This window comes from Collinsella aerofaciens (assembly GCF_015554145.1).
GTDB lineage: Bacteria > Actinomycetota > Coriobacteriia > Coriobacteriales > Coriobacteriaceae > Collinsella > Collinsella aerofaciens_AA.
Genome location: NZ_JADNHZ010000003.1, coordinates 96,766 through 120,406, shown reverse-complemented (window position 1 = coordinate 120,406; position 23,641 = coordinate 96,766). Strand labels below are relative to the sequence as shown.

General features: G+C 59.4%; 18 protein-coding genes. All 18 read left to right on the top strand.

Going from position 1 to position 23,641, the window contains the following annotated elements:
* The first annotated feature begins 191 nt into the window (after nt 1-191).
* The 18 genes from I2E13_RS02095 to I2E13_RS02010 all read left to right on the top strand — a co-directional run bounded on the left by I2E13_RS02095 (nt 192) and on the right by I2E13_RS02010 (nt 23,580).
* The gene (locus I2E13_RS02095; protein WP_195404059.1) at nt 192-887 is read left to right on the top strand and encodes a response regulator transcription factor; all 696 of its coding nucleotides are present in this window, start codon (nt 192-194) and stop codon (nt 885-887) included.
* A 25-nt stretch (nt 888-912) separates the two neighbouring features.
* A complete protein-coding gene (locus I2E13_RS02090) occupies nt 913-2,151 on the top strand; it encodes a sensor histidine kinase (protein ID WP_195404058.1) in 1,239 nt (412 codons plus the stop codon).
* 103 nt (nt 2,152-2,254) lie between these two features.
* Entirely contained in the window at nt 2,255-3,130 is an 876-nt protein-coding gene (gene pstB / locus I2E13_RS02085) for a phosphate ABC transporter ATP-binding protein PstB (RefSeq protein ID WP_192934545.1), read from the top strand.
* A 64-nt stretch (nt 3,131-3,194) separates the two neighbouring features.
* Nucleotides 3,195-3,923, top strand: a complete 729-nt coding sequence (locus tag I2E13_RS02080) for a response regulator transcription factor (RefSeq protein WP_089572665.1) — start codon at nt 3,195-3,197, stop codon at nt 3,921-3,923.
* Nucleotides 3,924-3,926: 3 nt separating this feature from the next.
* Complete coding sequence (locus tag I2E13_RS02075) at nt 3,927-5,351, top strand: sensor histidine kinase (RefSeq protein WP_271817568.1); 1,425 nt, start codon at nt 3,927-3,929, stop codon at nt 5,349-5,351.
* A gap of 195 nt (nt 5,352-5,546) precedes the next feature.
* Nucleotides 5,547-6,203, top strand: coding sequence for a YveK family protein (locus I2E13_RS02070; RefSeq protein WP_055250503.1), 657 nt, complete (start codon nt 5,547-5,549; stop codon nt 6,201-6,203).
* Between the two features lie 2 nt (nt 6,204-6,205).
* On the top strand, nt 6,206-6,943 hold the full coding sequence (locus I2E13_RS02065; protein WP_195404057.1) for a CpsD/CapB family tyrosine-protein kinase: 738 nt from the start codon (nt 6,206-6,208) through the stop codon (nt 6,941-6,943).
* 17 nt (nt 6,944-6,960) lie between these two features.
* Nucleotides 6,961-7,611 (top strand): tyrosine-protein phosphatase, encoded by a 651-nt coding sequence (locus I2E13_RS02060; protein WP_055250497.1) that lies wholly within the window; start codon nt 6,961-6,963, stop codon nt 7,609-7,611.
* 39 nt (nt 7,612-7,650) lie between these two features.
* Nucleotides 7,651-8,151, top strand: a complete 501-nt coding sequence (locus I2E13_RS02055; protein ID WP_117637372.1) for a GNAT family N-acetyltransferase — start codon at nt 7,651-7,653, stop codon at nt 8,149-8,151.
* A 202-nt stretch (nt 8,152-8,353) separates the two neighbouring features.
* Entirely contained in the window at nt 8,354-10,378 is a 2,025-nt protein-coding gene (gene htpG, locus I2E13_RS02050) for a molecular chaperone HtpG (RefSeq protein ID WP_195404056.1), read from the top strand.
* 508 nt (nt 10,379-10,886) lie between these two features.
* Nucleotides 10,887-13,652, top strand: coding sequence for a YhgE/Pip domain-containing protein (locus tag I2E13_RS02045; protein ID WP_271817567.1), 2,766 nt, complete (start codon nt 10,887-10,889; stop codon nt 13,650-13,652).
* On the top strand, nt 13,653-15,842 hold the full coding sequence (locus I2E13_RS02040; RefSeq protein ID WP_117776935.1) for a YhgE/Pip domain-containing protein: 2,190 nt from the start codon (nt 13,653-13,655) through the stop codon (nt 15,840-15,842).
* Nucleotides 15,843-16,042: 200 nt separating this feature from the next.
* A complete protein-coding gene (locus I2E13_RS02035; RefSeq protein WP_195404054.1) occupies nt 16,043-17,026 on the top strand; it encodes a DMT family transporter in 984 nt (327 codons plus the stop codon).
* Nucleotides 17,027-17,142: 116 nt separating this feature from the next.
* The gene (locus tag I2E13_RS02030; RefSeq protein ID WP_195404053.1) at nt 17,143-18,438 is read left to right on the top strand and encodes a M20 family metallopeptidase; all 1,296 of its coding nucleotides are present in this window, start codon (nt 17,143-17,145) and stop codon (nt 18,436-18,438) included.
* A gap of 40 nt (nt 18,439-18,478) precedes the next feature.
* The gene (locus tag I2E13_RS02025; RefSeq protein ID WP_117637367.1) at nt 18,479-18,661 is read left to right on the top strand and encodes a hypothetical protein; all 183 of its coding nucleotides are present in this window, start codon (nt 18,479-18,481) and stop codon (nt 18,659-18,661) included.
* 10 nt (nt 18,662-18,671) lie between these two features.
* Nucleotides 18,672-18,887 carry a hypothetical protein gene (locus I2E13_RS02020; RefSeq protein WP_124785868.1) on the top strand — a complete coding sequence of 72 codons (216 nt, stop codon included), beginning with the start codon at nt 18,672-18,674 and terminating at the stop codon, nt 18,885-18,887.
* A gap of 307 nt (nt 18,888-19,194) precedes the next feature.
* Nucleotides 19,195-20,508 carry a histidine--tRNA ligase gene (hisS, locus tag I2E13_RS02015; protein WP_117773187.1) on the top strand — a complete coding sequence of 438 codons (1,314 nt, stop codon included), beginning with the start codon at nt 19,195-19,197 and terminating at the stop codon, nt 20,506-20,508.
* Nucleotides 20,509-20,766: 258 nt separating this feature from the next.
* Entirely contained in the window at nt 20,767-23,580 is a 2,814-nt protein-coding gene (locus I2E13_RS02010; protein ID WP_411161259.1) for a phosphoenolpyruvate carboxylase, read from the top strand.
* The last annotated feature ends 61 nt before the right edge of the window (nt 23,581-23,641 follow it).

The window sequence follows — 23,641 nt, the reverse complement described above, 5'->3', positions numbered from 1 at the left end:
CGCTTTCGACGGGATGGTCTCTTCTGGAACTAGAGTATATCGTTTGCCGGTGTCGGCGATCATCGCGTGCGTGCGTGGCCCACATCCGCGCCCGAACGGGCACAAGGGTGCTTAAGGCCGACTTAATCACCCACGCTTGTTGTGTGTGGCATGCGCCCCCTCGGGCATAATGGAGCGCGAGAGGAGCACGCATGAACGAGCACATTTTGGTAGTTGATGACGAAAAGGCCATCGCCGACTTGGTTGGTATCTACCTTACAAAAGAAGGCTTTGATGTACAGGTCGCCTATAGCGGGGCCGACGCTGCCAAGGCAATCTTGGAGCAGGAGTTCGATCTGGCGCTGCTGGATGTCATGCTGCCCGATATCGATGGGCTTGAGTTGCTGCGTACGATCCGTTCCAGCCATACCTATCCCGTGATCATGCTGACGGCGCGCGATGCCCAGCAAGACAAGATCGAGGGCCTTTCGCTTGGCGCGGACGATTACGTGGTTAAGCCGTTCCGTCCGCTTGAGCTCATCGCGCGCGTGCATGCTCAGCTTCGCCGCTACACCAGCTACGGTAGCCGCGCGCAGGTGGCCGAGTCGCCGATCATCCAGCTCGACGGCCTGGAGATCAACCGCGATGCTCGTTCCGTAATGGTGGACGGTGCGCCGGTGCGCCTCACGCCCATCGAGTATTCCATCTTGCTGTATCTGGTCGAGCATCGCGGCAGTGTGGTGGCCGTGGAGGATCTGTTCCGCGCGGTGTGGAACGAGGATTTTATGCCCGGCTCCAACAATACGGTGATGGTGCACATTCGCCACCTGCGCGAAAAGATCGGTGACGACGCTCAAAAGCCGCGCTTTATCAAAAACGTCTGGGGCGTCGGCTACATAATCGAATAACGCCTTTGATGGTGGGGAAGTGGATATGACAAAAGACGATAGGCGGGCATTCGAGGTGCCCGATCGACTCTTTGAATACGTGAGGTCGGTCGTCGACAACCGCGCGCTTGCAACGGTGCTGCTCTTTTTGCTGAGCCTGCTGCTGATTGGCATCGATAACATCGCTGGAATCTTGGCGGTGCTGCTTGTCGGCTTTTTGCTGATCGATCGATTTGAAATCGTACGCCGCTGCGTGGTGATTGGCGGTGCCGCGTGGGCCATGACGTTGGCGATTGGCGCCATGGCACTCGGCGGCATCGAAAGGCCGGTGCTGTTCGATGCCGGCTTTGTATTCAACATGCTTGGCTTTGTGCTGGCGCTTGCCGTGTGCGTGCTGTTCTTTTGCGGCCGCGCCCTGTACTACCAGGGCTATGAGCAGGGCGAGCAGCATGCCGATTGTGTGCTGGCCGCTCGTATTCAAGATCGCCTGATCGATCACCCCGACACCTGGGACAACATCGATGGCGACTTCCTGGAGGTCGAGGGCGCACTCAACCGTGTGCGCGATCGCGAGCGCAAGGTGCAACAGGCCTTGCGTGACGAGTCTCATCGCAAGGACGATCTGGTCACGTACTTGGCACATGACCTACGCACCCCGCTTGCCAGTGTGGTGGGCTATCTTTCGCTGCTGCAAGAGGCTCCTGAGCTACCGGTTGAGCAACGTGCACACTTTACGGGCGTGGCGCTCGACAAGGCGCACCGGCTCGATGCACTCATCGAAGAGTTCTTCGATATCACGCGCTTTGACTTCCACGATATCGTGCTCACGCGCGGCTATGTTGATCTGGGGTTGCTGCTGGCTCAGGTGGCTGACGAGTTCTATCCCATCCTCAACGAGCAGCATAAGGAAGCCCAGGTTGATATTCGCGAGGACCTGACGGTGCTCGTGGATGGCGACAAGATGGCCCGCGTGTTCAACAACATCATGAAAAATGCCGTCGCCTATAGCTATGAGGGCTCGACTATCACGATTGAGGCCAGGCGCCAAGACGATGGCGGCGTGCGCGTGCGCTTTATCAATCAGGGCGATCCTATCCCTGCGGCTAAGCTCAAGGTGATCTTTGAGAAGTTCTATCGCCTGGATGCGGCGCGTGCGACCAATCGCGGTGGTGCCGGTTTGGGCCTTGCTATTGCCAAGGAGATCATCGCGGCACACGGCGGTACCGTTGCATGTGAATCGACGCCCGAACACACGATATTCACCATCGAGCTGCCCGCCGCATAGCTAGCGTGCCCTTACAAACACTTGACAATGTGCTCACGTGCGTATGAGCCGCGATTCCTACTATCGATACTGCTGAATTGATATCGATATGGAGGTGTGCGGTATGACGGCTGCTGCGGCTGTGGAGCCCACGGAGCTTGAAGAACTCATGGAAGCGCAGGCCGAGGCCGCGCATGAGCGCGAGGTTGGGGATGCGACTCGCCCCACGGCAGAGGATCTTGCCGCCTCGCCGACGCGCATCGACGTCGAGGGCCTCGACCTGTTCTATGGCGACCACCATGCGCTCAAGGACGTGAATATCAAGATCCGCGACAAGCAGATCACCTCGTTCATCGGGCCTTCGGGCTGCGGAAAGTCCACGTTGCTGCGCTGCTTTAACCGCATGAACGACGGCATCAAGGATTGCCGCATCGAGGGCAAGATTGCGCTCGATGGTCAAGATATCCTGGGCGATTGCGACATCTGCCGTTTGCGCCAGCGCGTGGGCATGGTGTTCCAACGCCCCAACCCATTTCCCATGAGCATCTACGACAACGTCGCCTACGGTCCTCGCGGTATGGGTGTGCGCGACCGCGCCGTGCTCGATGAGCTGGTCGAGGACTCCCTGCGTCGCGCTGCCCTGTGGGACGAGGTCAAGGACAAGCTCAAAGAGTCGGGCCTGGGTCTTTCGGGTGGACAGCAGCAGCGCCTGTGCATCGCCCGCGCACTTGCCGTGCAGCCCGACATTCTGCTGATGGACGAGCCGACTTCGGCACTCGACCCTGTGTCGACGTTGGTGGTGGAGCAGCTGGCCTGCGAGCTCAAGGAGACCTGCACGCTGGTGGTCGTGACGCACAACATGCAGCAGGCCGCGCGTATTTCCGATTCGGTTGCGTTCTTTTTGCTGGGTGAGCTGGTGGAGCACGCGCCCACCGCGCAACTCTTTAAGAATCCGTCCGATCCGCGCACCGCGGATTATTTGACGGGGCGTTTTGGCTGACGCTGTCTTTTACAGGTGCCTTTAGGGTTAAGATGCGGTCATATCGGCCGCAAAGGGGTTCAACATGATCTATTACGTCGAGGACGATGACAACATCAGGGATTTGACAGTCTACGCGCTGCGCAAGCAGGGAATCGAGGCCGAGGGCTTTTCGTGTGATGGCGAGTTTAAAGCTGCCGTGGCGCGACGGGTGCCCGATGCTGTGCTGCTCGATATCATGCTGCCCGACACCGATGGCTTGGCGATTATGCGTCGCCTGCGTGCCGATCGCCTGACGGCGACGGTGCCCATCATGATGCTTACCGCCAAGGACACCGAACTCGACAAGGTGATGGCGCTCGATGGCGGTGCCGACGATTACCTGACTAAGCCGTTTTCGCTCATGGAGCTTGCGAGCCGCTGCCGCGCACTGCTGCGTCGCGGCGGCATGGTCAAGCAGGCGAGCGATGTGCTCAGCGTGGGCGACATCGTGCTTTCGCCTAGCCATCGCGAGGTGACCGTTGCCGGCGAGCCGCTTAAGCTCACCCTGCGCGAGTTCGACCTGCTCGAGTACCTCATGCGCAAGCCCGGCGTGGTCTTTACCCGCGAGTCGTTGCTGCAGAGCGTGTGGGGCTGGGACTTCGACGGCGGTTCGCGCACCGTTGACGTGCACGTGCAGACGCTTCGCCAAAAACTGGGCGAGCATGCCAGCGCCATCGAGACCGTGCGCGGCGTGGGTTATCGCCTGGCCGAGCCTTCTGCCGGTGATGGTGCCGAAGGCGACGACACCGCGGCCACCGCATCGGAGGAGTAACCCGTGGTCTTCGCCCCCCAGGGAAAACATACGCTGTCGCACCGCGTTTTTGTGACGATCTTTGTCTGCGCCATGGCGGTTATCGTGGCGTTTACGGTGCTGGGTGCGTTCTTTGTGCAAAACACTTTGGCGGATGCCACGAGTGCCAATCTGGCGCAGGAAACCGAGCTCATTGCTGCCGCCCTCGACGAGCAGCAGGAGCCCATTCCGTTCTTGCGAAGCCTCGATCGCGAGGATCTTCGTATCACGCTGATCAATAAGGACGGATCTGTTGCCTACGACAACGAGGCGTCGCCTTCCACACTGCCCAACCATGGCGATCGCCCCGAGGTCATCGAGGCCTTTGAGAGTGGTTCGGGTTCCGCGGAGCGCGCAAGCTCTACACTCGACGAGATTATGCTGTATCGCGCCGTCACCCTTGATAACGGCCAGGTCGTTCGCTTGGCGCAGGCCCAGCCTGGCGTTGCGGCGATTTTGCTGTCGATGCTGGGGCCGATGCTGCTTATCGCAGCAGCGGGTGCAGTACTCTCGTTTTTTATGGCGCGCCGTGAGTCCCGTGCCATCATCGCGCCGTTGCAAGAGGTGGATTTGGATCACCCACGCCGTAGCTATGAGCACGCCTATGCCGAGATGGTCCCCATGCTTGAGCGCATCGAGTCGCAGCGCCAGGAACTCAAGCGCCAAATGGCGGTGCTAGCGGACAACGACCGTATGCGCCGCGAGTTCACGGCGAATATCACCCATGAGCTCAAGACGCCGCTTACGGCGATTTCGGGCTATGCCGAGCTCATCGCAAATGGCATGGTCGAGGGCGAGGACGACCTGCGCAACTTTGGCGGTCGCATCTATCGTGAGGCGGGCCGCTTGGCAGCGCTTGTCAACGACATCCTTACGCTGTCTAACTTGGACGAGGCCGAACGTGCAACTGAAGGCGAGGCAGTGCCCATTGGGTCCACGGAGCCTATTGAGCTCTCGCGTGCGATCTACGCGGTTGAGCAGCGTCTTGAACAGGTCGCCCGTCAAGCGAATGTGACGATAAGTCATGAGACCAAGCCTGTGGTCATCGAAGGCGTGTCGCGCTTGGTCGACGAGCTCATCTATAATCTGGCAAGCAACGCCATCCGCTACAATCGGCCCGGCGGTACGGTTACGCTGCAGTGCGGCACCAACGACGAAGGCCATCCGTTCCTCGCTGTCGCCGACACGGGAATCGGTATCGCGCCTGAAGAACAGGGCAAGGTATTTGAGCGGTTCTATCGCGTGGACAAGAGTAGGTCCAAGGCACGCGGCGGAACCGGCCTGGGGCTTGCCATTGTCAAGCATGCGGCCCTGTATCATCACGCCACGCTTGATCTGTCGAGCGAGTTGGGCGTGGGAACCACCATTACGGTGACGTTTCCCGTACAGCAGGACGAGCCATTCGCATAGCGATACAACACAGATATTGATGTAGACGCCGCATTTGACTTTCGGGTGCGGCGTTGTTGTGCAATTTTACGATTGCTTCCGACATTTTTACAGGAGAGCCTGTTTCTTATGTATAGAGTTTGGTCTCGGTAAAAAGATGCGATAACATACGGACAGTTTTGTCAATCCGAACTGGGGAAATGAAAGGCAAGCTGCATGACCCTTCTCGAACTGTTCCAGCTGCTGAAGAAGCACCTCAAGCTGGTCATCACCCTTCCGGTGGTCTGCGCGATCGCCATGGGCATCGTGTCCTTCGTTGCGATGGACAACACCTATACCGCGACGACGAGCATGTACATTCTCGCCAAGACCGACGATAGCGGTCAGATGAGCTACAACGATCTCTCGGCGAGCCAGATGCTTTCCAACGATATCGCCACGCTGCTGGATAGCGATAGCGTTAAGAGCGGCGCCGCCAAAGAACTGGGCCTCACCGATTTGGATGACTACAAGGTGTCTGTTTCCTCCGAGACCACCACGCGTGTCATTACGCTTTCGGTTACCGGCACCGATGCCAAGGAGACGGCTGAGGTCGCAAAGGCCATTGCCAGCTCGGTGAGTACGGTCGCTCAGAACGTCGGCGCTGCCCAGAGCATCAACGTTATCGACGAGGCTAAGACCCCCGAAGCCCCCAGCGGCCCCAAGCGCACGCTGTATATTGCCGTCGCGTTCCTCGCCGGTATCTTTATCGCAGTTGCCTATGTCGTTTTGGCAGACATGCTCAATACCCGCATCCGCGGTGCCGAAGAGGCAGAAGAGCTCCTGGGTATTCCCGTTGTTGGCCGAATTCCGGCTATGAAAGGTGGTAAATAGGCATGGCTAAGGCAAAGAACACCGATAAGCTCGTTGTGCAGAATGCCGCCAAGACCCTTCTGGCCAACATCCGCTTTGCGAGCGTGGACGACCCCATTCGCACCATCACCGTTACCTCCTCGATTCCCAACGAGGGCAAGTCTACGGTTTCCATTAACCTTGCTCAGGCAATCGCCACGAGCGGCAAGTCCGTGCTCCTGGTCGAGGCCGATATGCGCCGCAGGTCCCTTTCCGATATGCTCGGCGTTCGTTCGCGCGGCGGACTCTATGCGGTCCTTTCCGAGCAGATCTCCATTGACCAGGCAATTGTCGAGACGGGTCAGAAGAACTTCTACTTCCTCGATGCCGAGCCGCACATTCCCAATCCTGCCGACATCATCGTCTCCCATCGCTTTGCCAAGCTGGTAAAGGCACTGTCCGCCAAGTTCCAGTACGTCATCTTCGATGCTCCTCCGGTCGGCACCTTCATCGATGCTGCCGAGATTGCCAGCTTGACTGACGGCGCGCTGTTCGTGGTGCGCGAGGACTTTACCAAGCGCGAAGAGGCGCTCAACGCTATCGCCCAGCTTAAGAAGTCCGAGAAGGTCAAGCTCATCGGTACCGTCATGAATTACTGTGAGACCGAGACCAGCGAGTACCTCTATTCTTACTACACCAAGGACGGTAAGAAGGTTAAGAAGGGCTCCGACGATCAGGGCACTTCCAAAAAGGGCATCTTCACCAACCGAGCAAACGTTTAGTTGATTAAGGCTGACCTATGCGTGACATTCATTGCCATATCTTGCCGGGTGTAGACGACGGCGCCGCCGATCTCGAAGAGAGCTTGGCGATGCTCGAGGCTGCCAAGCGGGCCGGTGTAACCAGAATCGTTTGCACTCCTCACTGCCGTGATCCCTATTTTGATTACGACAAGATGTGGGATGCCTTTGAGCTGCTGCGCGATAACGCTGACGGTTTTCCGCTCCAGATGGGCTTCGAGGTCAACCATCGAAAGCTCGTTGAGCTTGGTATCGATGCCGCGGATCACTTGCATTTCGATGGGACCAACGAGTTTCTGCTCGAGCTTTCGACGCATGCCGATGCGTATGCGTTTAGAGAGTACGAGAACACGATTTACGATTTGCAGTGCCGTGGCTACCAGGTGATCATCGCTCATCCTGAGCGCTATCGTGCGGTTCAAAAGGATGTAAGCGTGGCGGAGCGCCTGGTCGATATGGGCTGCAAGCTGCAGGCTTCGGCGGACTTTATTGCCGGCGGTCGCTTTGGTCGCGAGAAAAAGCCGGCACAGCGCCTGTTTGATCAGAACCTGTACAGCTTCATCGCGAGCGATGCCCATAACGTGGGTCATTACGACTGCCTGGCGAAGGCTCGCGCGAAGTTTAGCGTGCGCGGAGCTCATTTTCGCTAAAATCCGTCCCTAACGTTCGCATTGAATGAAAGGGCAGCCATGGATATCCAACTTAAGACGGGATGCTTTGATGACGCGGCGTTGGTGCGCCGCGTCGTTTTTATGGACGAGCAGGGCTACGAGAATGAGTTTGACGCTATCGACGAGGATCCGAACTGCATCCATGTGACGCTCTATGTAGACGGTGAGCTTGCCGGTTGCTCGCGCGTGTTTCCCGAAGAGCTTGAGCGCGCGGCTGACGCAGAGGCTCCGGTGTCGCCGGCGTGCGACTTGGACGAAGGCGTCGCGGCGGGGGAGACCTACATTATGGGGCGCGTGGCCGTGCTGCCGAGCATGCGCCGTCGCGGTTTGGCGAGCAAGATTGTCGAGGCCAGTGATACGTGCGCGCGTGATGCCGGCGCCAAGCTCATTAAGCTGCATGCGCAGGAATACGTGCTGCCGCTCTATGCCAAGGCGGGTTACACGCAGATTGCCCCGGTGGACTACGAAGACGAGGGCCAGCCCCATGCTTGGATGGCCAAGCGCGTAGATGGCAGATAGGGACGTTCCTTTCCTGCCGGCAGTCGGGGACACCCCTTGGCAATTGGCGCATCAGAGCGTTTGGACATACAGTTTTTCGATTCCGTATGTATATATGCGCGCTAATGGGTTATAAAATCTAAGTCTAAACATAGCAGGTCTGCGATGCGGCTCGGGCAACCGGGCCGTTTTTGCGGACGGGGGTAGCGCGAAAGGACTGCACATGCGTCAATTTAAGACCGAGAGCAAAAAACTGCTCGACCTCATGATCAACTCCATCTACACCAATAAGGAAATCTTCCTGCGCGAGCTTATCTCCAACGCGAGCGACGCCGTCGACAAGCTCAACTTTAAGAGCCTGCAGGACCCGAGTGTCAAGCTCGACCAGGGCGACCTGGCTATTCGCGTCTCTTTTGATAAAGACGCCCGCACCATTACCATCTCGGATAACGGCATTGGCATGACCGCCGAGGAGCTCGAGCGCAATCTGGGCACCATCGCCCATTCCGGCTCCGAGGAGTTTAAGACCGAGAACGCCGAGCAACAGGGCTCCGATGTCGACATTATCGGCCAGTTTGGCGTGGGCTTCTACTCTGCCTTTATGGTTGCCAGCCACGTAAAGGTTGTCAGCCGCGCCTATGGGGAGGACACCGCTCACGTGTGGGAGTCTGATGGTCTTGAGGGTTACACCATCGAAGACGGCGAGCGCGCCGAGCACGGCACCGATGTCATCCTGACGCTGCGCGAGAACGAGAAGCTCGACGCCGACGGCGAGGCCGAGACCTACGATCGCTTCCTGACCGAGTGGGGCCTCAAGAGCCTGATTCAGCAGTACAGCAACTATGTGCGCTACCCGATTCAGATGATGGTGAGCAAGAGCCGCCAGAAACCCAAGCCCGAGGACGCCGGCGACGACTACAAGCCCGAGTACGAGGACTACCAGGAGCTCGAGACCATCAACTCCATGACGCCGATTTGGAAAAAGCGCAGCTCCGACGTTGAGCAGAAGGATTACAACGAGTTCTACAAGTCCACGTTCCACGATTTTGACGATCCCGCGCGCACTATCAGCTTCCATGCCGAGGGTACGCTTGAGTACGATGCGCTGCTGTTTGTGCCGGGTCGCGCCCCGTTCGATCTGTACAGCAAGGACTACGAGAAGGGCCTGGCGCTCTACAGTTCCAACGTGCTGATTATGGAGAAGTGCGACGACCTGCTGCCCGACTACTACAACTTTGTGCGCGGTGTCGTGGACTCTGCCGACGTGACGCTCAACATCTCGCGTGAGACGCTGCAACAGAACCGTCAGCTCAAGGCCATTGCCAAGCGTGTCGAGAAGAAGATCACTGCCGATCTTGAGGACATGCGCGATAACGACCGCGAGGCATACGAGAAGTTCTTTGAGAACTTTGGTCGCGGTCTGAAGTACGGCATCTACTCGAGCTACGGCATGAAGGCCGACGAGCTCGCCGACCTGTTGCTGTTCTGGTCTGCCAAGGAGCAGAAGATGATCACCCTTGCCGAGTATGCCAAGGGCATGCCCGAGGGCCAGAAGGCCATCTACTACGCCGCCGGCGATTCGCGCGAGCGTCTGGCCAAGATGCCCGTCGTGAAGGGCGTGCTCGACCGCGGCTACGATGTATTGCTGCTGACGCAGGACGTGGATGAGTTCACCTTCCAGGCCATGCGTGAGTACGTGGCTGCCGATATGCCCAAGGTCTACGAGGATGACGCTGCTCGCGAGGCTGCCGAGAAGGCAGTTGCCGATGGTGCCGAGCCCGAGGTCGAGGATCGTCACCTGGAGCTTAAGAACGTCGCGACCGGCGATCTTGACATGGCGACCGATGACGAGAAGAAGGAGGCCGAGGACGCCACCAAGGAAAACGAGGACCTCTTTAGCGCTATGAAGGAGGCGCTCGGTGACAAGGTCGAGAAGGTTGCCGTCTCTGCGCGCCTGACCGATGCCCCCGCTTGCATCACCACCGAGGGCCCGCTTTCGCTTGAGATGGAGAAGGTGCTCCAGAAGGGACCCGAGGGTGCGCCCGACGGCATGCCCAAGAGCCAGCGCGTGCTCGAGCTCAACGCCAAGCACCCGGTCTTTGACAAGCTTGTCGCTGCCCAGAAGGCAGGTGACGCCGACAAGATCAAGCAGTACTCCGGCCTGCTCTACGATCAGGCCCTGCTGGTCGAGGGTATCCTCCCCGAGGACCCCGTTGCCTTCGCGGCGGCTGTTTGCGAACTTATGTAATCGGTTCCGCCGTTCTAACGAACCTATTGGTTCCGTCGTTCTAACGAACGACGGACCGGTCGACGCTGCAAACGCCCCTAAGCGGCAATCTGACGTTCAATCGTCGGTCGCGTACCAAAGTACGCTTCCCTCCTCTTTCACGTCACCTTGCTCGCTTAGGGGCGTTTTCGCTGACTTATGCTCAACCTGCGACGCTTTCGTGGTCCAAAGTAGTCATTGGGGACGTTCTTAAATTAGTCGTTGGGGACGTTCTTGTTTGAGTAGTCGTTTAAGAACGTCCCCAATGACTAGTTCCAATGACTATTTATTCGGACTGCTAATTTGTGCGGGCTGTGGTTTTGTGACCTGCTGAAATTAAAGATACTGTACAACTGTACACTAACTCATCTTCGTAGTATATTGCTACCCGCAAAACTCAGCACCATTGTGCCGCGAGGCACTAAAGCGCCTACGTACAATGGTTGTCGATAGTACGATTCGATTCAACGACAGGATGGATGGTCCAAGCGTGAGTCTCGGCAGCAAACTATCCAACGCAAAGGTCTCCTTTGCGATATTCAAGCGCGACATTAAGCGACTGCTTGTGAACCCCGTCGCCTTGGTGGTTACCCTGGGCGTGTGCGTTATCCCCTCGCTGTATGCCTGGTACAACATCGTGGCAAACTGGGATCCGTACGGAAACACCCAAGGTATCAAGATTGCCATCGCCAACAACGATCAGGGCACTCAGAATGACTTGGTGGGCGAGCTCAACGCGGGCGACCAGGTCGTCGATCAGCTCAAGGAGAACGATCAGCTGGGCTGGACCTTCGTCGATTCGGCCGCCGATGCCAAAGAGGGCGTCGAGAGTGGTGAGTACTATGCGGCCATCGTAATCCCCAAGAACTTCTCCGACAATCTTGTTTCGATGCTCGATGGCAATTACCATCAGCCGAAGCTCACCTATTACGTCAACGAGAAGAAGAGCGCTATTGCGCCCAAGGTCACCGACACTGGTGCCAATACCATCGAGGAGCAGATCAACTCGGAGTTTGTCTCCACGGTGGGCGAGACCGTCGCGGGCATTGCTAAAGATGCTGGCATCGACCTTAAAGACAAGGCGACCCAGACCCGGGATTCGCTGGCGGGCTCGGTGTCCGAGGCGTCTGATACCCTGGGCGAAGTACGCGATTCCATCGGCGACATGAACACCGCCATCGACAAGACGAGCAGCTCGATTGCTTCGGCCGATGCTGCGCTGGCGGGCCTGCAGGGGCAGGCGCCCTCTCTAACGCAGGCGATCTCCCAGGGCAACGACCTGCTGGGCGAGGCTCGCGCCACGGCGGGCAACTCTATCACCTCGCTCTCCAAGGCACTCTCGGAAGGTAGCCTTGCACTCACCAAGACGTCAGCCTCCGCGAACGCTGCGATTGGCAAGCTAACGGGTACGGTCACATCTACGACCACCCGCATCGACAACTCGCTCGAGTCTCTCCAGGCGACGATCGATCACAATAAGGTCGTTATCGGACACTTGGAGATTCTCGTTAATGACGCGTCGACAGGTTCCGAGGAAATTGACGCGCGCATTGTATCGACCATCGATTCGCTTCGCGAGCAAAACCAGAAGCTGCAGAGCATCAAGGATGGCCTTTCTGCACAGTCGAGCGCCATGGCAAACGACGCTACGGCAATCTCGAACGCGAGCAACGCACTCAACGCGGCAATTCAGACCGGTACGGCTAACCTCGGTCAGGCTCAGACCGATCTGGGTCAGAACGCACTTCCGAAGGCTTCGAGCGCGCTTGATTCCTTTGCCGCCGTTTCGGGCGATTTGACCGGCATTGTGTCGGGTATGACCCCCACGATAGCGAGCGCGCGCGGCACGCTGGCGCAGCTCGACGCCACGCTCAAGCAGGCAAAGACCACGCTATCCCAAACCGACGCCTCCCTTGCCAAGGTTCAGGACAAGCTCGCGACCGCCGCCAATGACATTGCGGCGCTGCGGACCTCTGAGTCTATGGGCGAGTTAGCCGACCTCATGGACGTCGACGTCAATGACGTGGCAGATTTCATGGCATCTCCGGTTGAGCTGACGTCCAAGTCAATCTATCCGGTCAAGAGCTTTGGCTCGGGCATCGCGCCCTTCTACACCAATCTGGCGCTGTGGGTAGGCGGCTATGTGCTCATCGCTATCTATAAACTCGAGGTCGACCGCGAGGGCATCGGTAGCTTTACGGCGCGTCAGGGCTACTTTGGCCGCTGGCTGCTGCTGGTGATCCTGGGCGCGTTCCAGGCCATTATCGTTACGGTGGGCGACCTAGTCATTGGCGTTCAGTGCGTCAATCCGCTGCTCTTTGTACTGGGCGGCATCGCTATTTCGTTCACCTACGTCAACATCATCTATGCGCTGTCCACCACGTTTAAGCATATCGGTAAAGCCATTGGCGTCATCCTCGTCATTGTGCAGATCCCCGGCTCGTCGGGCATGTATCCCATCGAGATGATGCCCGGCTTCTTCCAATGGCTGCATCCGCTGCTGCCCTTCACTTATGGCATCAACCTGCTGCGCGAGACCGTCGGTGGCATGTATTCGTTCAACTACCTGTTCAACCTGTGCATCCTGGGCGTGTTCCTTGCCATCGCGCTCTTTATCGGTCTGCAGCTGCGCCCGTTGCTGCTCAACCTCAATCTGCTCTTTGATAAGCAGCTTTCCACGACGGGCCTCATGATCTGCGAGTCCAACGACCTACCGCGCCAGCGCTATTCGCTGCGCACGGCCATGCGCGTCATGCTCGATTCGGATTCGTACCGTCGCGAGCTGCTCGATCATGCCGTGGCGTTTGAGCATCGCTACCCGTACTACATCAAGGGCGGTTTTGCCGCCGTGGTAGGCGTGCAGGTTCTGCTCTTTGTGCTTTCGACGGTGCTCGATATCGACAATAACGGCAAGATCATCCTGCTCGTTATCTGGATTATCTCGGTCATTGCCATCTGCGGCTGGCTCATCAACATCGAGTACATCCGTGCAAGCCTCAACACCCAGATGCGCATCTCGGCGCTTTCGGACGAGGACTTGCGCCGCGAGATGCGCGAGCACACGGCTGCCATCCCTGCCGCCCGTCGCATGTTTGGTCTCAACGCCAGCGAGCGGGGCACCAAGGACAGCGAACAGCCCACGAGCCGTCTGCCGCATATTGGTGCGCATCGTAAATCTCAGGGCAGCGACAGCACAGCTACAAATGATGGAGATACCACCCTGCTTGGCAAGCACTCTAAAGGAGGTGAGGCATAAATGAAGAACATCCTGCACCTGTTTAAGCGTGATGTCCAAAACGTGTCTCGCTCCGTGATCGGCATGGTCGTCGTGATGGGCCTCATTATCGTGCCGTGCCTGTACGCGTGGTTTAACATCGCCGGCAGCTGGGATCCGTACGGCAATACCGGCAACCTTAAGATTGCAGTGGTCAACACCGATGAGGGCTACGAGAGCGACCTGATTCCCGTCGAGATCAACGTGGGCGAAAACGTGACGGCGACCCTGCGCGGTAACGAGAACTTTGACTGGGTTGTCCTCAACGACCGCGATAAGGCGATTGAGGGCGTTAAGTCGGGCACATACTATGCCGCCGTCGTTATCCCCAAGACGTTTAGCGCCGACATGATGACGCTTTTCTCGACCAACGTGAAGCACGCCGACATCGAGTTCTACGAAAACCAGAAGGCTAACGCCATCGCCCAGATCGTGACCGAAAAGGGTTCGAGCGCCGTCCAGAGCCAGGTGAATGAGACCTTTACCAAGACCATCACGACCATCGGCCTTAAGACCGTGTCCAGCCTGCTCGATTACATGAGCACCGATCAGGTCAGCAGCTTTATCGCCAACCTGTCCTCGACACTGGGCGATTCGGTCGAGGACCTGCAGGACGTTCAAGCCAACGCGACTTCGCTGGCGGGCATTTTGAGCTCGACCTCCGATTCGTTGACGTCGGCGAGCGGTATGCTCCAGCAGACGGGTAAGGTCGATGAATCTACCAAGCAGTTGATGGAGCACGCCGAGAGCGGCATTAGTGATTCCAAGGAAGCACTCAAGGCCGCCAACGACGCCATCAACGCCGCGATTGACGGAAGTGCGGGCTCGTTTGACAACGTGTCCGCCGAGCTCGCGAAGGCTTTCGACGCCGCAAACCAGCATGTCAACGTTACGGTGACCCAGCTCAACGAAGCCGCGTCGGCACTCGAATCGCGCGCCAAGGAAATCGACGACACGGCCGACCAGCTCCGCAGCTTTGCCGATCAGGTGAGTGACGAAAAGCTCCAGGACAGCCTCAAGTCTGTGGCTACATCGCTGGGCAGGATCGCGACGGAGTATCGTAACAATGCCAACGACCTGAGGGCAACCGCAAAGTCCCTTTCCGACAGCATGGCAGAGGTCAACAGCACGCGTGCCGAGGTCGACCAGGCCATCGCCGATGCCAAGGCGGGCATCTCGGGCGCTAAGTCCGACTACGATTCCACGTTCTCGGTCAAGGCCAAGGAGCTCAAGAAAACTATTTCGGGCGTTCTGGATTCGCTCGACGGCATCTCGGGCGACCTGGATAGCGCTGTTGCCGGCCTGACCGACGCATCCGGTTCGCTGGCAAAGGGTCTCTCCAAGGCCGCAAAGCTGGTCAACAAGGCTTCCGATCAGCTGGGCGAGGCGTCGGACAAGATCAGCGCGTTCAAGGACGAGCTCGACGGCGCCCTGATGTCGGGTGACCTGGCGACGATCAAGACGATGATCGGCAACGACCCCGAGGGCCTGGCCGTGTCGCTTTCCGGCCCCGTTGCGCTCGACCGCAAGCCGGTCTATCCGATCCGCAACTACGGTTCGGCCATGGCGCCGTTCTATACGATTCTGTCGCTCTGGGTCGGCTCGATCGTACTGGCGGCCATGATGAAGGTCTCGGTCGACGACGAGCTCATCAACGAGCTCATCCCCGTACGCCTGCACGAGATCTATCTGGGCCGTTACCTGTTCTTTGGCGGTTTGGCCCTGCTGCAGGCAACGCTCGTGTGCGCGGGCGACATTCTGTTCTTTGGCATTCAGTGCGACAACCCGCTGCAGTTTGTGCTGGCGGGCTGGGTCGCGAGTCTCGTGTTCTCCAATATCGTCTACACGCTTACGGTTTCGTTTGGCGATATCGGCAAGGCGCTCGCTGTCGTGCTGTTGGTCATGCAGGTCGGCGGTTCGGGCGGCACGTTCCCCATCGAGATGACCGGCCCCGTGTTCCAGGCGATCTACCCGTTCCTGCCGTTTACCCACGGCATCAACGCCATGCACGCCGCCATGGCTGGCGCCTACCATATGGAGTACTGGGTTGAGCTGGGTATCTTGGCGAGCTATCTGATTCCGTCGCTGGGCCTGGGCGTCGTCTTCCGCCGCCCGGTCATCAAGGCCAACGACTGGATCATCGAAAAGCTTGAAAGCACGAAGCTTATTTAGTGCAACAGCGTGACATTGACAAAACATCGAGGTTCACTTTGCTGACGCTTTAGTGGGCTGGATTGCGGTGCAACGCTGGTTGTTGCTACAGTAGCGGGGCGTACCGGGGGTCCGGTGCGCCCCGTTTTTATTTGACCATGAGGCGGCATGCGGTCACGCGCGTGCGGACACCACGCCCAGATTGAGCGCGAGGATGTTCCATGGCCCAATACGCTGCCAACGAAATCGAAAACATGCCCGATAGCCCTGTAGCCCGTGAGGATTTGGGCGCGGGTGGTATTCCCCGGGGTGCCGGCGCACGCTCGCCGTTGTTCTGGAAAGTTCTACTGCTTTCGGTGGCGATTATCTGGGGCTACTCCTTTACCACTATGAAGGACGCACTCGACACCATTCCGGTGTTCGAGCTGGTCTATGTTCGCTTTCTCCCGGCATCACTGGTTATGTTTGCAATTTTCCATAAGCGCATCATCGCTCATTTCAATGCCCGCAACCTGATCGTCGGGCTGGGCATGGGCGCGCTTATGTGGGGCGCTTACGGCCTGCAGACGATCGGCCTGGCGCAGACCACGGCAGGCAAGAGCGCGTTTTTGACAGGCACGTACTGCATCTTGGTGCCGTTTGCGAGCTACGTCCTGAGTGGCGAAAAGCTCACGCGCTACAACTTGGGTGCCGCGCTGCTGTGCCTGGCGGGCATTGGCCTGGTGGCGCTCGATAGCGTCGAGTTCAATGCCGGAGATGTCATCACGCTGAGCGGCGCGGTCTTTTTCGCTATCCAGATGGCGGTGACCGCCAAGTACGGCCGCAAGATGGACATCAACGTCATCACGTTTTGGATGTTTGTGGGCAATGGCGTCTTGAGCCTTATCTCGTCGCTGTTGTTCGAGACCCAAGCGCCCGCGTCCGTGTGGACGCCGAGCTTTATCGGCGTGATGGTCTTTCTCTCGGTGGGCTGCACGTGCGTGGCGCTGCTCATCCAAAACGTCGGCCTGGCGCATGTCCCGGCCTCGACGGGCTCGCTGCTCCTTTCGATGGAGTCCCCCTCGGGCGTGCTGTTCTCGGTGCTGCTGATGGGGGAGGCGCTCACCTCGCGCCTGCTTGCCGGCTTTGCGCTCATCTTTTTGTCGATTATCTTGAGCGAGACGCATTTCGATTTCTTGCGCCGAAAGCCGCGCCCGCAATTGTAAACAACTTGTTGCGCCGCCCTCCTGGGGCGGCATTTTTTATGCCTCGCCCTTAAAGTTGTACCTTGCGCTTTACGCTATCAAAGTGCTTACTGCAAAAACGTTACTGGAGGGCATTTATGGCACCAGCTCAGTCCGATCTTCAACCGCAATCAGCGCCCAAGGCCACCGCGGCGGCGCAGGCCGCTATCGGTGACGGTCTCGTTGCAGAAGCTCAGGCTTTTGCAGACAAGCTCGCTGCGTGGCGACACGATTTACACCAGATGCCCGAGCTGGGTAATAGCCTCCCACAGACCTCTGCGTATATTCAAGCGCGCCTGACCGAGATGGAAATCCCATTTGCCACGCTCGTCGATGGTTCCTGTGTCGTGGGCCTTGTCGGCGCCGGTGCCGCCGCGGCCCAGGGCAATGGCGTCTGCACGGACGAACAGGCCGGTACGGTCATCATGCTCCGTGGCGACATGGATGCCCTGCCTGTTGCTGAAGAGTCAGGCGAGCCTTTCGCCTCTACGAACGGCTGCATGCACGCATGCGGACACGATATGCATGCGACGGCGCTGCTTGGTGCGGCGCGCCTGCTCAAGGCCCGCGAGTCCGAGCTTGTCGACGCCAACGCCACGATTAAGTTGCTGTTCCAACCGGGCGAGGAAACTTTTGAGGGTGCCCGCGCCGCCATCGCCGACGGTCTGCTGCAGAACCCGCGTCCCCAGGCCGCCTTCGCCATGCACGTTAACAGCCAATCGCCGCTTGGCCTGGTGCTCTACGGCAGCCCGGCGCTCTCGGGCGTGTACGGTTTTCGCATCACGCTTCAGGGCAAGGGCGGCCATGGCTCGAGCCCCGAGATCTGCATCGACCCCATCACGGCCGGCGTGCATGTGCACCTGGCGCTTCAGGAGCTTATCTCCCGTGAGGTGCCGGCGGCCAAGGAGGTCGCGCTTACCGTGGGTAAGTTCGCTGGCGGCTTGGCGGCCAACGTCATCCCCGACACCTGCGTGCTCGAGGGAACGTTGCGCGGCTTCGACGTCGAGCTCATGGAGCACCTCAAGACCCGCATCGCCGAGGTCGTCAACGGTGTGGCCGCAACGTATCGCACGCCGGCGACTATCGAGACGCTTTCGGATGTTCCGCCGCTGGTACTCGACGACGGCATGACGCAGGCGTCGCTTGGCTACGTGGGCGCGGTGCTGCCCAAGTCCGCCTTCCTGCCGCTGTTCCACGCCATGGCGAGCGAGGACTTCGCGTTGATCTCGAGCGAGATCCCGAGTGCGTACTTTACCGTGGGCGCTGCCGTGACTGATACGGACGAGCATTTTGCTCAGCATCATCCCAAGGCACGTTTTAGCGATGCCGAGCTTCCCCTTGGCGCCGCGGCTTATGCCGCCGTCGCTTTGGGCTACATCGCCGACCACCGGTAGCACCCAATCTTGCTACTCGTTTGTTTAAAAAAGGAACAGCATGTCTCAGCAACGTAAGCTCTTCCCCGGCTGGCTCGTGGTGGCCTCTGGCTTCGTGATCATGGCCACGTGCTACACGATTTTCGTCAACTGCATGAGCCTGTTCCAGCCGTTGATCGTCAGCGACCTGGGCATTTCCCTTGCGCAGTACACCATCTCCAACGCCCACGATCGCTGCGTCTAAGCAGTTTGGCATGGCCGACCTGGGTAAGGTCACGGGCACCATTACCTCGCTCGAGATGGTCGGCGGCACCGTGGGCGCCATTGTCTCGGGCGTGCTGTTCGATGCCACGGGCTCCTTTGCGAGCACCTGGATTGTGTGCCTGGCGTGCTCCGTGGTCATGCTCGTGTTCCTGCTGGCGTCCGAGCCCATCGCTGCCAAGCTGCGCGCGAGCGTGGCAGGGGAGTAGGTAGGCCAAAGCGCATCGCCGCTTGTCCGTTTGTCTGCGGCCGCCCTGGGAGCCGAATGGCTGCTCGTACCATCGTTCGGTTTCCACGGCGGCCACGGGCGCACAAAAATGATCTGCTTTCCTCCGTCCCCTACGGATCACGTGATGATCCCCTGGGGACGGAGGAAAACGAATCGGCTGCCGCGCCGGCGCGTCTGGCCGAACGAGTCCCCATACCCTCGTTCGGTCAGACGCGCCGCCGCGTTGCTGCTTTGTGCCGTATAATATCCACTACCTATGACGCGATACAAAAGAAAGGTGTTTGCCCATGCAGGCACAGAAGGCGGAGGGAACCCGCGACCTTATCGGCGCCGAGATGCGCGCCTGGCAAAAGATGCAGCAGATTGCGGCCGGCGTGTTCGAGCCGTTTGGCTTTAAGCCCATCGAGACGCCCGCGATCGAGCAGGTGGACGTCTTTGTCCACGGCATCGGCCAGTCGACCGACGTCGTTCGCAAGGAGATGTTCCGCGTCTTTAGCGGCGCCAACCTGGAGCGCGTCTTTACCGAGGGCACCGACACCAAGCTCAAGCCCAAGCAGCGCCTGGCGCTTCGCCCCGAGGGCACGGCTGGTGTGGTGCGCGCCGTCGTGGAGAACAATCTGGTGCCCCAGGGCTCCACGCCGTTTAAGGCGTACTACGCCGAGGCCATGTTCCGCGGCGAGCGTCCCCAGAAGGGTCGCCTGCGCCAGTTCCACCAGGTAGGCATCGAGTGGCTCGGCGCTCCCGATCCGGCGGCAGACGCCGAGTGCATCATTATGCTCATGGAGTTCTACAAGCGCCTTGGTTTCGATCTTTCCAAGCTCCGTCTGCTCATTAACTCGATGGGCGATGCCCAATGCCGTCCGGCCTATCGCGAGCAGGTCAAGCAGTTTATCCTCGATCACGCCGACGAGATGTGCGACGAGTGCCGCGAGCGCGCCGAGCTCAATCCGCTGCGTGCCTTCGACTGCAAGAACGACCACTGCCGCGAGATCATGGCCGACGCACCGCTGATGGGCGACAACTTGTGCGATGAGTGCCGCGAGCACTACGAGCAGGTCAAGCGCTATTTGGATGCGGCGGGTATCGAGTATGTCGAGGATCCCACCTTGGTGCGTGGCTTGGACTACTACACCCGTACCGTCTTTGAGGTCGAGGCTCCCGGCGCCGGCGTCGGTTCCATCGGTGGCGGCGGTCGCTATGACGGCTTGGTCGAGCTCGAGGGTGGCAAGCCCACGGCAGGCGTCGGCTTTGCCGTCGGTTTTGAGCGTGCGCTGCTGGCCCTGCAGGCCTTTGGCAGCGACCTGGGTGCCGAGGAGGCCCCGTGCGTCTACGTCGCCAATGCCGGCAAGGAGCTGCGCCAGAACGTCTTTGCCATCACGCAGGAGCTTCGTGCCGCTGGCATCGTGACCGAGGCCGACTACCAGGGTCGTTCGCTCAAAGCTCAGTTTAAGCAGGCCGACAAGGTTGGCGCCAAGCTCATTTTGGTCCTGGGTGGCGACGAGCTTGCCGCCGGCAAGGTCAAGGTGCGCGACATGGAGAGCCATGACGAGGCCCTCGTCGATCTGGCCAACGTGGTCGAGGCGGTTCGCGAGCGCCTGTAGCGCATGATTTTTGAGCTGTAGTGCCGCTGAGGTGCCCAGCTCATTGCGAGCGATTGTTACGGGGGTGTTTCGCTTTTATGCGGAATGCCCCCATTTACGTATGCCGCCCACCGAGAAATACGACCATTTAGGGCAAAAACCCTTGCAATGCAGAAAATACTTTTGTGTGGTAAAGCGCAATCAGTGTCGAAAGTATTTCGCAAGCGCCTATAATGAATACCGCATGTTACGTGCATAGAAGGAGGAATGGGAGGAAACGTGGCTGAGAACCTAAGCAACCAGTCTGTACCCGAAGCCGCGGCGCGCGTCGCTGCCGTGGTCAACCGCCTCGTTAACCGAATCGGCTCGAATGCCGAGTCCAGGGAGCGTCTCGCCGAGATCGAGATCCCCGAGGAGCTGCGCGACAACTTGGCGCTGTTCCTGCGCCTGGAGCGCCGTGTGCTTAGCGAGTATGATCCCGAGATCGCGGACCTGTTCGACAAGATCCTGACGGCCGAGATTGTGGCCAATGCCGGAAATCCCGGCGCCCGTGCTGCCGACGAGTCCGTCGACGAGCAGGGCGTGCCCACCGCCGACGAGCCTACTGCTGTGGCGTTTCGTGAGGTCGTCGATCTGATTGACAGCCTGCCGCTCGATAAGCAGCAGGTTATTGTCCGCGCCTTTACGAGCTTCTTCCATCTGGCAAACCTGTCGGAGGAGAACTACCGCGTGGCGCAGCTGCGCGAGCGCGAGGCAGGTGCGTCGACCGATACCGAGGTCGATCCCGCCAACGAACTCACCGTCGCCTATCACCAGTTGGTAAACGAGATGGGTGTCGAGGGCGCCAACGAGCTGCTCGACAAGCTCGAGTTCCACCCTGTCTTTACCGCACATCCCACCGAGGCCCGTCGTAAGGCCGTCGAGGGCAAGATTCGCCGTATCTCCAACCTGCTGGAGGAGCGTCCGCGCCTGGGCGGCTCCGACCTGGTGGAGAACGAGCGCCATATGCTGCAGGAGATTGACGCTCTGGTGCGCACGAGCCCCATCGCGCTCAAGAAGCCCACGCCGGTCGAGGAAGCCGATACCATCATCGACATCTTCGATAACACACTGTTCGATGTGATCCCCGTCATCTACCGTCGTTTTGACGACTGGGTGCTGGGCGACAAGGCCGGCACCGTGCCGCCGCTGTGCCCGGCGTTCTTCCATCCCGGCAGCTGGATCGGTTCCGACCGCGACGGTAACCCCAACGTTACCGCCAAGGTGAGCCGCGAGGTCGCCGCCAAGTACTTCACGCACATGGTGCTCAAGCTCGAGGACAAGTGCCGCCGCATCGGCCGGAACCTCACGCTCGAGGCCACCTACAGCAAGCCTTCTGCTGAACTCATCAACCTGTGGAACCATCAGGTCGAGATGAGCCCTCGGTACACGGCCCGCGCCGAGCTGATCTCCGAGCACGAGCCGCATCGCGCCGTCATGCTCGTCATGGCAGACCGACTCAACGCCACCGTGCGCCGTATCACCGACACCATGTATCACAGCGCCGATGAGTTCCTAGATGACCTGCGCGTCGTCCAGCGCTCGCTGGCTGCCTGCGGTGCCGTCCGTGCCGCCTACGGCCCGGTCCAGACCATCATCTGGCAGGTCGAGTCCTTCGGCTTCCATATGGTCGAGATGGAGTTCCGTCAGCACTCCGTGGTGCATGCCCGCGCCCTCAAGGATATCCACGAGAACGGTATCCATGGCGACCTGCAGCCCATGACGCGCGAGGTCATCGACACCTTCCGCGCTATCGGCTCCATCCAAAAGCGTTACGGCAAGAAGATGGCGCACCGCTACATCATTTCGTTCACCAAGAGTGCCCAGCATGTGGCCGACGTCTTTGAGCTTGCCCACCTGTCCTTTGCACACGAGGAGGATGTCCCCGAGCTCGACGTGATCCCGCTGTTCGAGCAGCTCGAGGACCTCGAGGACTGCGTCGACGTGCTCGACCAGATGCTTACGCTGCCCGTGGTGCAAAAGCGCCTTGCCCAGACCAACCGCCGCATGGAGGTCATGCTGGGCTATTCCGACTCCTCCAAGGATGCCGGTCCTACCACGGCCATGCTCGCGCTGCACTCCGCGCAGGAGCGCATTGCCAAGTGGGCCGAGAAAAACGATATCGATCTGGTGCTCATGCACGGTCGCGGCGGTGCCGTGGGCCGTGGCGGCGGTCCGGCCAACAAGGCCGTGCTGGCGCAGCCCAAGGGTTCGGTCAACTGCTTCTTTAAGCTCACCGAGCAGGGCGAGGTCATCTTTGCCCGCTACGGCAACCGCACGCTGGCTCAGCGCCATGTTGAGTCCGTTGCCGCCGCAACGCTTTTGCAGTCGGCTCCGAGCGCCGAGAAGACCAACACCGAGACTACGCAGAAGTTCTGGGATATGGCCGACAAGCTCAACGCCGCAAGCCACGAGCGCTATCTGGACCTGCTGAACACCGAGGACTTTACACCGTGGTTCTCGACCGTGACGCCGCTGACCGAGGTCGGTCTGCTGCCGATCGGTTCGCGTCCCGCCAAGCGCGGCTTGGGTGCCAAGTCGCTCGACGACCTGCGTACCATTCCGTGGATCTTCAGCTGGAGCCAGGCGCGCATCAATCTGGCCGCTTGGTACGGCCTGGGTACCGCCTGCGAGCAGTTTGGCGATCTGGACCAGCTTAAGGCTGCCTACCAGGAGTGGCCGTTCTTCCGCACCTTTATCGACAACATCGAGATGTCGATCGCCAAGACTGACCAGCGCATCGCCAAGATGTATCTGCACCTGGGCGACCGCCAGGATCTGTCCAAGAAGGTCTTCACCGAGATGCAGCTCACGCGTAAGTGGGTCCTTGCCATCGTCGGTGACGAGTGGCCGCTGCAGCGTCGTCGCGTGCTCGGCTGCGCCGTCCGCGTGCGTAACCCCTACGTCGACGCCCTGTCCATCGCCCAGGTCCGCGCCCTTCGCGAGGTGCGCATGAACCAGGACGAGATGGCCGAGGAGAAGAAGGCCGAGTACATGAGCCTGATTCTTTCGACTGTGACCGGCGTCTCGGCAGGATTGCAGAACACGGGGTAATCGATAGCCCTGTAGTCGTCCGGGCCCGCCATCAGCTTACTTTTAGGCACGTCCTCGGACA